The 13,829-nt window shown below is 44.5% G+C and carries 11 protein-coding genes; all 11 read right to left on the bottom strand.

Annotated elements, in window-relative coordinates; all coding sequences use genetic code 11:
* Positions 1-102: 102 nt before the first annotated feature.
* Positions 103-1,023 (bottom strand): metal ABC transporter substrate-binding protein, encoded by a 921-nt coding sequence (locus MHH89_RS06120; RefSeq protein WP_341086599.1) that lies wholly within the window; start codon positions 1,021-1,023, stop codon positions 103-105.
* Complete coding sequence (locus MHH89_RS06115) at positions 1,020-1,862, bottom strand: metal ABC transporter permease (RefSeq protein WP_341086597.1); 843 nt, start codon at positions 1,860-1,862, stop codon at positions 1,020-1,022. The genes MHH89_RS06120 and MHH89_RS06115 overlap by 4 nt, the downstream gene beginning before the upstream one ends.
* Positions 1,855-2,598, bottom strand: coding sequence for a metal ABC transporter ATP-binding protein (locus MHH89_RS06110; protein ID WP_305953683.1), 744 nt, complete (start codon positions 2,596-2,598; stop codon positions 1,855-1,857). The genes MHH89_RS06115 and MHH89_RS06110 overlap by 8 nt, the downstream gene beginning before the upstream one ends.
* A 239-nt stretch (positions 2,599-2,837) precedes the next feature.
* Complete coding sequence (locus MHH89_RS06105; protein WP_340975979.1) at positions 2,838-4,640, bottom strand: alpha-L-fucosidase; 1,803 nt, start codon at positions 4,638-4,640, stop codon at positions 2,838-2,840.
* The gene (locus MHH89_RS06100; RefSeq protein ID WP_076306446.1) at positions 4,634-5,800 is read right to left on the bottom strand and encodes a glycoside hydrolase family 88 protein; all 1,167 of its coding nucleotides are present in this window, start codon (positions 5,798-5,800) and stop codon (positions 4,634-4,636) included. The genes MHH89_RS06105 and MHH89_RS06100 overlap by 7 nt, the downstream gene beginning before the upstream one ends.
* A gap of 47 nt (positions 5,801-5,847) precedes the next feature.
* Entirely contained in the window at positions 5,848-6,879 is a 1,032-nt protein-coding gene (locus MHH89_RS06095) for a glycoside hydrolase family protein (protein WP_341086595.1), read from the bottom strand.
* Between the two features lie 16 nt (positions 6,880-6,895).
* The gene (locus MHH89_RS06090) at positions 6,896-8,095 is read right to left on the bottom strand and encodes a glucuronate isomerase (protein ID WP_341086593.1); all 1,200 of its coding nucleotides are present in this window, start codon (positions 8,093-8,095) and stop codon (positions 6,896-6,898) included.
* A gap of 59 nt (positions 8,096-8,154) precedes the next feature.
* Positions 8,155-9,717: an extracellular solute-binding protein gene (locus MHH89_RS06085; RefSeq protein ID WP_341086591.1), complete on the bottom strand. Its 1,563-nt coding sequence runs from the start codon at positions 9,715-9,717 to the stop codon at positions 8,155-8,157.
* Positions 9,718-9,925: 208 nt separating this feature from the next.
* Positions 9,926-11,752 (bottom strand): cache domain-containing sensor histidine kinase, encoded by a 1,827-nt coding sequence (locus MHH89_RS06080; protein WP_076276513.1) that lies wholly within the window; start codon positions 11,750-11,752, stop codon positions 9,926-9,928.
* Positions 11,752-12,777: a response regulator transcription factor gene (locus MHH89_RS06075; RefSeq protein WP_341086589.1), complete on the bottom strand. Its 1,026-nt coding sequence runs from the start codon at positions 12,775-12,777 to the stop codon at positions 11,752-11,754. Before MHH89_RS06075 ends, MHH89_RS06080 begins: the two co-directional genes overlap by 1 nt.
* Before the next feature lie 171 nt (positions 12,778-12,948).
* Positions 12,949-13,812, bottom strand: a complete 864-nt coding sequence (locus tag MHH89_RS06070; protein WP_076125649.1) for a carbohydrate ABC transporter permease — start codon at positions 13,810-13,812, stop codon at positions 12,949-12,951.
* Between the last annotated feature and the right edge of the window lie 17 nt (positions 13,813-13,829).

Here is a 13,829-nt window from a genome sequence, read left to right as displayed (position 1 = left end):
ATTTCGAGGCTCGAATATAGATTTTATTCAATAAAAAACCGACATAGGAATCAGCTGTAAACTGAACCTTCTGTCGGTTGATATAAGCTTGGAGCCAGGCATTTAGGATTGAGATAAACCTTCTATAACTTTATCAATATTCCATTTGATCATCTTAATGTATGTGTCGCCCTCTTCGCCCTTCTTAGCTAAAGAATCGGTGAAAATCTTAGAGTGTATCGGTACTCCCGTTTCATTTGCGATGGTTTCCATTGTTTTTGGATTTACGCTAGTTTCCAGAAATAATGCAGGCACTTGATTTTCATCAATGATCTTAATTATGTTTTTCATTTGTTCAGGCGTTCCTTGACTATCCGTATTGATCTCCCAGATAAAAGCTGATTCAAATCCGTAAGCTTTGGAAAAATATTTGAATGCTCCTTCGCTGGTAACAAGGATACGTTTCTCTTGTGGAATTTTTTCGACTGCTTCTTTTGCATATTGATCCAATTCATTCAGTTTCTTAACATATTCCGATTGATTATTAAGATAAAATTCTTTGTTGTCGGGATCCTTTTCGATTACACGTTTTGTGATGATATCTACATATTTTATTGAATTCTGAATATCCAGCCAGGCATGAGGATCTACCTGTGTTTCTTTTCCTTTTTCTGTTAGGTACATTGGAGATACTTCATCTGAGACTGCAAAAGTAACATCCTTTTTATTAGTCACATCTAGAAGATCTTGAAACCACCCCTTACCTGTTTCTAGGTTCAAACCGTTATAAAACACTAAATCTGCGCTAGAAACCTTACTTGTATCCTTGGGTAATGGATCGTACATATGCGGATCTGTTCCGATGGGTACCATACTGTAAACTTCAGCTTTCTCCCCTACAATGTTTTCGGTCATATCAGCGATAATGGAGTATGTTGCAACAATCTGCAGCTTATCATGGTCTGCATCTCCTTCACTAATCTTTGAGCATGCGGTAAGAAGTACGATAAACATTGTCAAAGAGAGTATTTTTATGGTCTTCATCCTTGTTTCAACCCTTTCCTGAAAAAATTATTTTTGGGTGAGATTATAAATGAAATTCCGAACATGCTTACGCCGGCCAGAACAATCGTGGCACTTGTAGGTAAATTGAATTTAAAGCTTACAATTACACCTATAATCCCTGATACAGCGCCAATTGTAGAAGCCAGGATAATCATGTGGAACAGCTTATTCGTCCAGAGATAGGATGTAGCAGCCGGAATAACCAGCATTGCAATCACAAGCACAATTCCTACTTGAGATAACGAAGATACGGTAACCACAGATAGGAGCATCATCAATAAATAATGATAGAACCCTGTTTTTAACCCATAGGCTTTGGAAACAACCGGATCAAACGAACTCATTAAAAGCTCTTTATACAGCAATGAAATGATGGCAATAACAACAATCATAATAATAAAGGATTGCATTAACTCCGACTGTGGGACGGCCAGAATATTACCAAACAGAATGTGAGTTAGATCAAGCCCGCTTTTGGCAAAAGTAATTAGGACGATACCTAGCGCAAAAAATGAGCTGAGAATAATGCCGATAGAGGTGTCACTTTTAATATTGCTGCGACTTGTAATAAATTGAATGAGAACCGCTGCTAATAGTCCAAATAGTGAAGCTCCAAGAAGAATGTTGATGCCTAAGATATAAGATAATGCCACCCCGGGTAACACCGCATGTGATAACGCATCTCCCATTAATGACATCTTTCTAAGTACAATAAAGCTTCCTAAAACCCCTGATACAATTCCAAGAATGATAGCAGATAATCCCGCGTTAAGTGCATATATCGGAATGTTTAATACTCCTGAGAAATAATCAATCATGATCTGTCACCCCCATCCCTTTGATCACCAGATTACCTAAGGAGGCACCATAGGCGCTGAGGATATTCTCTGGCGTAAAGGTGTCTTTAACGTCACCAAAAGCAATTAATTTCTTATTGAGAATGATGACTTTGTCAAAATATTCTTCGACCTCATGCAAATCGTGATGAACGATGAGTATGGTTTTTCCTTCTTCGCGAAGTTGTTTTAGCAGCTTTACAATGATTTTCTCACTGACTAAATCTATGCCTACAAAAGGTTCATCTAAAAAAAATACATTTGCTTGTTGTGCAAGCGCCCTGGCGATAAAAACTCTTTGGAGTTGTCCCCCGGACAGATTGCTGATTTGTTTATTCGCAAGATCACTTATATCCACCATCGCCATACATTCCTCGACTCTTTGCCGCTCTGTTTTTCCGGGACGCTGGAAGATTCGCAAATTTGGGTAAGTTCCAGTCAGCACTGTATCCCTTACCGTGATTGGAAAAGAAAGATCAATGTCATTCTTTTGCGGCACATATGCGATCTTCCGTTTGTACTCAGAAATATCTTTTCCTTCCACCATAACTGATCCTGTTCTCTTCTTTATCACCTCTAACAATGACTTGATGAATGTAGATTTTCCCGCACCATTTGGTCCGATAATTCCGATTGTATACCCAAAGGGGATATCAATATTTACATTTTCTAGTGCAGAATTACCGAAATAATCTACGTTTAGGTTTCTGATTTCAATCATAAAAAAACTCCTTATCTCTGTTAAGTTCATATGTAGCACTGTTCTGTTCATCCTGTTAATTTATTTCCCAATAGAAACAATGATTCCTTTGATCCAATTTGTTTCCCTAGGTAAACTTTTATTCTTATATACAATATATTTACCCGAGGGCAATATGTCAACAACATTCCTTAAATCAACAAAAAAAAAGAACCCAAGTGATTTGAGTTCTTTTGCATTATTTCAATATAAAAATCTCATAGTTGCAGTAGTTTTAAACATCTAGGCTGCATCAAATACCCCCCTGTAATACGCTCTGCCTGCAATTGAATCGTATATTCTCCTGCCGTGGGGAAATACAGCTCACCTACTTGAAAGCTTTGAAAATTACTCACCCCATCAGTAGAATGAACTTTAGCTTGTAAAATTTGATCCGCTGCCTTGATGAGGTAGACTCCGCCACCACCATTCTCTCCTTCTTCGCTGCGATATTCGATACTAACCTGAAATCTTACCGGACCTAATGTCCGGACATGCCAAATTGCGGTATCCTCTCTATCCTTCCAGTCCAACAGATTATCATGGTCTTTTTTTCCTGTATCGTAACGGAGGGTTGGACCAACGATCTCACTTTCAAATACCCCTAATTCTTGTAAGGTATCTTCTCCAAATTCCAATAATCGGATTGGATTACCTTCTACAGGTTCTGCACAGACAATTGCGATGACCAGCGGCATGTTGTTAGAATTTTCGGCAAAGTTCGGTAAGCTGGGGAGTTCGACTTCCAGATCCTGCTCAGATAGCTTTGTGAAAATCAGCTCCTCCCCTCCATCTAAAGCAAATACCTTTTGAACAGCGGTCTTCAGACCGGGGACGATTAGCTTATTTCTCTTCTTAAGATCGAAAACATGCAGATATAATGTGTTTCCTTTCAGAGTGCATCTGCCCCATGACGGTTTGGCTGTGGGCGATTCTCCAGCACCGTAAATGCTATCCCCATTGGTATTTAACCAATCTCCTACATCAAGCAAAATGGATTCGGATACCGGATCCCATTCCCCTGTTGCTGTTGGGCCGATATTGATTACCAGATTTCCATTTTTACTTACAACATCGATGATCTGGCGGATGATAGTTACAGGGGATTTCCAATGGTGATCGGATCTCTTATACCCCCATGAGTCGTTTAACGTAATAATATTCTCCCAGTACTTACCAAGGTTACGAGTCGTAAGTTGATTATCAGATGTATTTGAATAATCTCCAAGTGGTGCTTTCCATACTCTGCTATTGACCAAACATTCTGGCTGAATTGCATGAACCGCCGCCAAAAACGCTTCTCCTTGCTCACGGGTCAGTTTGCCTCCGCAATCAAACCAAATTAAACCAACTTTGCCGTAGTCCGTCAGCAGCTCACGGACTTGAGGGATTGATTTGCTGTGCAAATATCGTTCAAAGCGTGTGCGTTTATCGGTATCATTTATCCACGTTTGAACGTCATCGTAAGCGCCGATATTCAGTGGATAATCCCAGGTATTCCCTTGAGAGTCTGGATCATGCCAATCCATCGCATGAGAGTAGTAAATTCCGAGTACCATTTTTTCCGCACGACATGCCTCCATTAGTTCCCGAAGGGGATCACGGCCCAATGAGGTGTGCTTGACGATCGAATATTCGGATACACTTGAGTCATACATCGCGAAGCCGTCGTGATGTTTAGCTGTAAAGATGATATATTTTAGGCCAGCACGCTTGGCAGTCCGTACCCACTTCATTGCATCAAAAGCTGATGGATTGAACGCTGCGGCCATTTCCTCATATTCAGCCACTGGGATCTTCGCGCGTAGCATAATATGCTCACTGTAAGAAGCTTGTATTTCTTTTCCCTTCCATTCACCCGCAGGCAGGGCATAAGGGCCCCAGTGAATAAACAAGCCGAGCCTGGCTTCCTGCCACCATTCCATACGCCGAGCCTGCTCGTTATCTATCGGAGTTTCGACCGACTGTATACTATACGGATCATCGAGAAGGTTTTCTGTTGTTTTTCCGTTCCTTACCATAACTGAAGAACGGCTCCGCGGAGTTTAGATACAGCCTCGACGAAGAAATAATCGCCATAGATCAGTGGCGTATCAATGTGCACACCCCCTGGAAGATTGGATGTTCCAGAAAGAATCAAACCCTCCTCTTCCGGAATGTCCCAAGTCCCATAATTCTCATAAAGTGAGCGAACGATTTGTTCTGCGGCTCGCAGGTAAAAAGAGGCTTCCGCCTGTGGTACGATCTTTGCCAGCTCAATCAAGCCACATGCCGCACATGCACCAGCAGAGGTATCACGCGGCTTTTCGCCTGCATCAGGTGCCCTGAAATCCCAGTGAGGTACATGATCCTCCGGAAGATTAGCTAAGAAGAAGTGCGCAGCTCTTTTAGCTCCCGTTAGAAACTTATTCTCTCCGGTATAGTGAAAAGACAAAGTAAGACCGTAAATCATCCATGCGCTGCCCCGTGCCCAAGCGGATTCTTCCGCATAACCTTGGCCGGCCATAGCGCCGATTTTTTCGCCTGATTCCGGGTTGAACTCCAGAATATGATAACTTGATCCATCCGGACGTAAAAAATGCTCAACTACCGTTTCCGCATGCGCAGCGGCGATATGCCGGAAACGCGGATCCTCTGTAACTTCCGATGCCCAGTATAGTAAGGGCAGATTCATTACAGTATCAATGATGGACCATCCCGCCCGGTTTATCTTCTCCGTGTCATGCCAGGCTCTGATAAATGACCCTTTCAGGTTAAAGCGGCTGGCCAGTTGAGCAGCAGCCATCAACCCGCGCTGCTTGGAGCGTTCATTACCAGTCACTCGGTAATTGGCCAAAGCTGAGAGTGTCCATATAAAACCAGCATCATGATGTACGGTAAGGGAATAAAGAGGTTCATCCAATTTCTCTTCAATTTGCTCGGCGATTTCTTGCAGCGCCGGATGATTACCTTCTGCGGCAATCTGCCACATAATACCCGGCCAGAACCCTGCTGTCCACCACGATGGACGCATGTTATCGTATACTCCGCTCACGGAGGCATGCGGAAAACTAACACCAATTCGCTTACTAGTCTTTTCCACTTTATTTACAATTTGTTGCCATGCGCCATCCGCCCATTCCAGAGTAGACTCCGAAATTAGCAGTTCGCGAGTTTGTTGAGTTGGTATTACTTCACCCATTTCAGTTCCTCCTGTTAACACTGATGATATTTATGAAATTCAATTTTTTAAAACGTTGTCCGTAGTGGAATGACCATATTCCAAGTGTGCTTCGCATTTCGGAACCCTCCCGGTCCATCTGCTACTGCAGCGAATAAATGGGTAGGAACCCCTTCCTGAAATAATAGGAACGGACGTTCAAAGCTGCCCATCCACTGCTCTGTGCCGTCCTCCCAGAGTACCCGTCGGGAATACGATTGCGTTGAATCAGCCAGCTGCCAGTCGGTTCCATCCGTAGATGATGCAAATATCCCACCGTGCTTTTCTCCACATATCCGGCCATCCATATCCTTGGCGATCATTTGGTACCCGTTCGCGGACCGCCAGATAAATGGATCTTCAATATGAGACCGCTCTGCTGGAAACAGCGGTGCGTTGTTAATTACTCTATATGGCCCTTCGTCCTTAGGTGAACCGGCAATGCCAAGCGTCATCTGTCCATAGGAATTGCCCTCATATTTGCGGGCTTTATATACCAATAGCAAGGAGCCATCTTCGCGGATACAAGGAGCCGGATTGGATGTGAGGAAACTGTCGAACCTGCCCGGACGTGTAGGCAGAATAGGTGCGTCCATCCTTATCCATGGTCCGAATACACTGTCGGCTATAGCTAAGCCAACACGTTTGTTGGCACGAGCGGCAATCACCCGATAGTCGTCAAATTCCACTGTTTCATTAGGCTGCGGCTCAGCGAATGGATGAGTGGAACCCATATAATACAACAGATACTTATCACCATAACGAAGGATATGCGGATTATGGGTGCTTCGTCCGTCCCAGTATTCCGCTCCCCTTGCGGGTAGTACGGTTTCTTGGTACGTATAGGGTCCTTCCGCGTTATCGGCAGATGCGCGGACAATTTCTGAGCGAAGTAACCATCCCGGATGCATCGGCAGCCACTTCGGCCAACGGGATGCAAATAAATGAAAACGCCCATCCTCGCCATGCACAGCTGATCCACACCACACCCACCAATCCTCCATGCGGAACCCTCCGTTCAAAGGAGCAGGCAACATTCGGTCCATCAATGAAAAAGTCATATTCTCCCTCCACGGCTTATTGCTTTACATCTGTTAGTCCATAACGTTTAGCAGCACTCCCATGTAGCCATTCCGCCGCAATGTACAGCGCCTCCTCCCGGCTGATCCAGCCTTCCGCTATTTGACTTTCTAAAAATCGCGCAAGTATTTTTTTAACGATCAGCAGCTTGCCATATGTCCATTCGATACAGCGCGCATCCGAGACAATGAGCGAACACTTGAGCGGGGCGAGTGCCTCCAACCGATACTGCATGCTCTGCAAATAGGTACTGGGTCTGAAGTTATACCACCACATCCCACCTACATGAACGTTAGGGAAATTCCATGCAGCCTGCACAATATCCAGGTTATTTAATTCTGAAGCCACCACCAGCTCAAACGGAATGGAATACCGTTCAAACAAACCATACAGTTTAACAATCCGTAGCGGATCGTTAACTGGCGCAGCCGATGTATTACACCATCTGCGTTCGACGCCGAGAAACAGCTGCAAGAACATTCCTCTTACTTGCAGTTCCGAACAGATATGATGAAGGAGCAGCATCATGATTTCATCCGGTTCAGTTACGCTGCTAAGATTGTAAACATCATGAGCATTGGCTTCAAAGGCTGGCAACGTAGTCATGATTCCCGGACAGCCCATCGTCTGATATGAGTGCAACTGCTCGCTAATAAACTTTTTCGCTTGAGTATAAGCCGCTTCCCGGCTGGGATCAGAGGCATCTGCAATATTCTTTGCCAGCCCAGGCAGCCAGGAGTCAATTCGAGGAATCAGTAGAGCATTTTCTCTCATGTGTGCAAAGTTGGCATGCTCCGGACGGTTTACAATAAACCGCTGCACATGCAGACGGTCAGCTACGTTTTGCGCCCAGCCGGGATCGTTACTTTTCTGTTTAACCGTTATATCCGCTTTGAACACCGACTCTGAATCAGTGATGGAGATACCGTACAAATCTTTCATGATTGCTGTAAAAGCACGATTCATCATCGTATTACGGGAAGCGTGGTAAGCTCTAACAAAAGAGTCAGTCCGCATCTCTTTCGAAAGTTGGTCCGCATCCGCCGGATATCCTGCTGACTGAAGCTCTTGGTTCAACCAGAAATAATCGGCTATTTCCCAGAAGTCAGCCGCGTTTAGCTTATCGCCGACGAGATGGGTATGTGTATCGATTACAGGCAGACGCATGATTTCATCACACAGAGCAGTTTGACTCATTGTTCTCCCTCCTAACTGGCAGGAAGCCCTTCGAATGAAGAGGCTTCCTGAGAATCTATCTATTTCCGGCTTTGCTGATTAAGGATTCCCTCATTATTTTTGTAGCGTTCTGTTGCTTCTTTTAAGATTTCTTCGCCGCCCTTTTGCTTATATTCCTCGATGACTTTTGGGAAATCGCTAATCGGTTCTTTGCCATAAATCATTTTGACCATATGGTCTATGATCAGTTTTGGTGCCTGATCGGGACGTTTGGAGGCAAGATCAGGGAACTTGCTGAAAGACTCCAGATCAGGTACAAATCCGATGCCCCCTAAGCCTTCTTTACTCAGAGTTTCATCCAATGCTTTCAAAACATCTTTACCACCCGTAAGCAGCTCAGTTCGTTCGCGGTTGATTGTTCCGTCCCCTACCCAGCGCAGCTGTGTGCGGAATTTCTCTTCATCTTGGGCAGCCTTGTTCTCTGGCAGCTTATAATCAACTTTTCCGTCTTTTACCGTGTAATTCTCGCCTTCAATCCCAAAGCTATAGAAATTACTGGCTTCCGGGGTCTGCATCCATTCAAACATTTGGACAATCCGGGCAGCCTTTTCTTTACTGACCTTATTGTTGATATACAGTGAGGTATTGACCGAACTATACAAACCGTATCCTTTTTGTCCATGGTCACCGGTTGGCGACGAGATAATATCCACTTTCACTCCCGGATTGGACGCGGCGATCTGGGTCCGGAAATCCAGGAGATTCTGCGCATTAGCTGTCCAAATCCCTGCATTGCCTGCAGCAATATTTTCACCATACTGTGCCGTTTGAATTGTCGCAAAATCCTTCTGAATGAGGCCTTCGTCATACATCGTCTTGTATACGTTCAGTGCTTTTTCCATATTCTCGGAATTATAAAATTTGGGTACGATCTCTCCATTATCCTCTGTAAACTGATAGCCAAGCGCGTCATATGCACCAAATGCGATATCAGCATACTTGAAGTTCTCACGCATCTGATAAGGAGCGCTCACACCGAGTTTCTTAAAAGCGCGCAGCACATTCAAGAAATCCTCAATCGTCACAGGTACCGGAAGGCCTGTTTTCTCCAATAAATCAGTTCGGATAAAAGTGGCACGTCGAGACGGATTGCTGAGCCAAGTCGGAATGCCATATATTTTTCCATCGTAGCTGACTTCATCCCATGCTTCCTGCGGGACAACCTTCATCAGGTTGGGCGCATTCTCCTTCAGCAGATCATCCAGCGGCATAAAAACACCAGCCTGAACCGACCCAGCCATCGATTTATCCGTAGCCCCTCCGACATTTTGAACCACATCCGGGATATCACCGCCGGCAAACATAACAGCCATTTTGGAATCAAAGTCCTTCAAAGGAATTAACTTAATGTCTAAATCGACATTCGCCCGTTTCTCTAACTCCTTGACCCACTTATCGGTATTAATGTCTTTAGAACTTTCCGTGTAAGCGTTTCCGCTTGTGTTTAACGAAATACTAAATTTAAGCGGTTTTGATTCGCCTGCTGCATCGACGTTACCGTCCGATGTTTCATTGCTTCCGCATCCTGCGACGAGACTTGAGACAAGCGCCGTGGATAGGATCAGACTAACCCATTTTTTCATCTGGATAATCCCCCTTATTAGTATAAAAAGGTATTTGGTTTACCTGTACCCATCATAAAGCTGTATCATCAGCACTCCCATGGGGTGGATTATTGTGGGATGTGTTTTTTTGTGATCGGTTGTCGTTATAAAAAAAGGCCATCCCAAAAGTCCGCGGCTCGGACCTCAGGACAGCTTTTTGATCCTCGTTCTCTTCGGCGAGAAGCGCCTATGCGTTAAGCACTTGCTGTTCCTTCCTTCCGGAAATCGGCATTTTCATGATCATGCGTGTTCCGCATTCTGGACTGCTTTCTACGTCAACTCCGAATTCTTCTCCGAAGACAAGCTGAATCCGGCGATGAACATTTTGCACACCGATGCCGCCTGGGCTTCCTTTCCCTTCCTCCACATCGGCGAGTCGATTTTCACTCAGTTTGAGGCGAAGTTCTTCAAGCCGCTCCGGGGTCATCCCGCTGCCATTATCCGTAATGCTGACCCAGAAGATATCGCCATCCTCTCCAGCATCAATCGTAATCGTGTGATAATCTTCAACACCATAACGAAAGGCGTGCTGGAACACATTTTCCACAAGTGGCTGTAAGGTCAAGCGAACCATTTTGCGCAGAAGCATTTCAGGCTTTATCCGCACATCGATTTCAAACGGCCTTCCGATCCGGTGATTGATAATGACCATATAATGGATGACATGCTTCAGCTCATTTGCTACGGTTATCTCTTCAAGATTGGTGCGCACCGAATAATGCAGCATGTAGGACAGGGCTCCGACAATTTCTGATATTTCATCTGAATCCTGAATTACTGCATAGCAGACCACCGTTTCGAGCGTATTGTATAAAAAATGAGGGTTGATCTGCAGCTGTAAGGATTGGAATTCGGCCTTCTGCCGCTCAGCTTCCATTTCCTTGTTCTTCAGTTCTGACTGATACACGGTGTCCACAAGCTCTGACAGGCGGGTTACCATCAGATTGTAACGAACGATAAGCCCAGTGACCTCATCCTGGCTTTTCGGAAGGGAGATTAATTCCCAATTTCCTTTTTCGGTCTGGCTCATTCCTTTCATCAGTATACGGATGGGTGTAGTAACGGACTTACCAAATCGGCTTGCCAGAAACAGCGCTATCATAAATGTCAAAATCGCGACAACAATAATATAATTCCGGATGGTAATTAGCGGCTTTTGCAGCTGAGTGTCTGGGATGGATACAACCAGATGCCAACCGGAATATTCCGCATTACGGCTGATATAAGATTTTTCCACGCCCTCTGCCGAGCTGCGGAACATCGCCTCTCCTGCTTGCTCAATTTGCTTGCCAAGACTATCGGGAATCAACGTCCCTACTTTGTTTTGATCGTTATGATATTGAATCCTGCCTTCGCCATCTACAATAAAAAAATAGCTTTCGGGACCAAGATCGATTCCTTTCCATAACGTAGAGAGCTCCTCCGCTTTGACTTCGATGCCTACAAATCCTTTCATCTCTGGTGACTGAAGACCGCGAATGCTGCGGATTAAGGTCAACATCGGCGTTTGATCCCCACGGATACTGTAATTGATTACATTCAACTGTCCACTGACATCTGTATGTTCTTTGAAATACCGGATCTGTCTAGCGGTGTCTTCCTGTGTAAAAGATGGCGCTGAACCGCCATTATAATAATAAAGCGCATTCCCGGAATACCCGATAATATATAGGGCTTCAATCTCGGGATTGCGAATCCATACAGGTTCAACAATAGCATCGCGTATATCGGTCGTGTAGCGGTAATTTTCATATTCCTCACGGTCTGCTGATAGATCAATATATCTTTTAACTCTCAAATCCGTTAGTAGCGCCACGGTCGACCGTTGATAGGATGAAATATAGAGATTGGTATGATGAACTGCATTATTTACGATCTGAATCATTTGGTTTTCAGTGCTTGACTGCAATTGCTTGGCAGAAATGCTGTAAAAGGAAATCCCCAGCGCTGACAGGGAAAGTAAGATGACAATGGTAAAATAAAATAGCAGCTTCCGGCTGAGGGTTGCTCTCATTATTCAATGCCAAACGAAGCACGGTATTCCGAAGGTGATACACCCACGAGATTTTTAAATGTCTTCGTAAAATGAGGATAATCCTCGTAACCTACATGAATCGAGATGTCACTGATTGTCATGGTGGGTACGGCAAGAAGTCTGCGCGCTTCCTCCATTCGTCTCCGGATCCGATAGTGTACGAAGGTTTCCCCCGTCATTTTTTTGAATAATGCGCTGAAGTAGGTGCGGGCAAGTCCCACCCGTTTGGCTACTTCTTCTAACGATACATCCTCAGCCAGATGTTTATCAATGAAAGCTTTTGCTTCTTCAACCGGGTCCTTATAGTTGCCTTTGCGAGTAAGCTGCAGCTCCGCAAGTATACCGTTTATTATCGCGACAAATGCTAACATCGTTTCTTTTTTCGTATTGGCGGCTTTCACATCTCCACAGCACCGGGACGGAGGCTTCCAGCCTCGGCGTTCCAAGCGATCTACGATCATTTGCAGACAATCATTCAGCACTGCATCCATGCTAAAGACGTTCAATCCTTCAAATAAACCCGATGTTTCTCTTTCATCAAGCAGACGGTTTGTCTCATCACGTTGCAGCAGCCAGATGTGTTGTTCCAGCTGTTCGGCCCAATCCACGTATTTATGAACAGGAATAATGCTGCCTGTCATGCCGGATATCAGTTCTCTCAGGATATCATGCACATCCTGCTGGAGAACCGGCTTCAGTAAATACCGTTTAACGCCATAGGCCATTGCTCGTTGTGCATATTGAAAGTCATTGTACCCGGAAATGACTGCCACCTGGACATGACTGTAATCACGGTGAATTCGTTCACATAAATCAAGGCCATCCATCCGCTTCATGCGCAAATCTGTCAGCACTAAATGCGGTTCTAGCTTTTGGATAGTTTCTAAGGCTGCTTCGCCGTCGTCGGCTGTATAAATCGCGGTGAATGAGACCGGATAACGCTGGACCATCTTCACCAATCCTTTTTGAATGACAGGCTCATCTTCTACAATCAATACTCGCACTTGTATCAAATCCCTTCCGGAATGGAATCAGAATCAGTTGTCTTGTGGTATGAAATTGATTTGAAGTTGCGATTATTGGCAACGCTTCCATTTTTGAGTTTGGATTATATCTTACCATATTTTGATAAGCAGATGGCTGTTTCTTTTAAAGGATGATGCAAGCTGATTAATTTAAGACTTAATAGATCCGATTAACATCCCTTTGATAAAATACTTTTGCAGAAACGGATACACGATAATAATCGGTATGACGGAGACGACAATAACTGCCATTTGCACACCTGCCGGAGATACTTCATTTACGTTTTCTAATAAGCTGCCCGCTTGCCCAAGGTCGTTACTCAGTACGATTTCCCGAAGCCGCAGCTGAAGTGGATAAAGCGCTCGTGTATTGATAAAATACAACGCCGATGAATAAGAATTCCAATGGGATACCGCGTAAAACAAGCCCATAGTTGCCATAACTGGTTTGGACAAAGGAAGGATGACGCTCCACATCGTGCGCAGCTCTCCCGCTCCATCCATTCGCGCGCTGTCTATCAGCTCAGTAGGCAGGGCTGAGAAAAAAGAACGCATGATGAACAGGTTATATGCACTGATGGCCGATGGGATGATTAATACCCATAAAGAGTCGATCAAGTGCAAGTTTTTGATGACCATATAGTTCGGTATGAGCGGAGCGTGAAATATCATCGTAATTAGGATTAAAATCAGAACTCCTTTGCGCATCGAATATTCGGATCTGGATAAAGGATAGGCCAGTGATGCAGTTAAAATCAGATTAATAAGCGTTCCGACAACTGTAATAAATATACTTACCATGAAAGCTCTCCAGATGGAGGTATCCCCAAGAATAACTTGATAATTCATAAGCGTCCAATCTACAGGGAATAGCTTAACCTCGCCTGCATTAATGGCATGAGTGCTGCTAAATGATTTGGCGAGCACATGCAGCAGAGGGAAGACCATCAAGCACCCGACCAGCATCAGAAATATATAGTTGAAAACGTCAAATAGGCGACCTTTATTTTTCATTTACTCTTCGACTCCTT

The organism is Paenibacillus sp. FSL H7-0323, assembly GCF_038002725.1.
In the GTDB taxonomy this organism is placed as follows: Bacteria; Bacillota; Bacilli; order Paenibacillales; family Paenibacillaceae; genus Paenibacillus_AQ; species Paenibacillus_AQ odorifer.
Note: the sequence above shows the minus strand (reverse complement) of the source record. Positions and strands in the feature narration are given on the sequence as shown.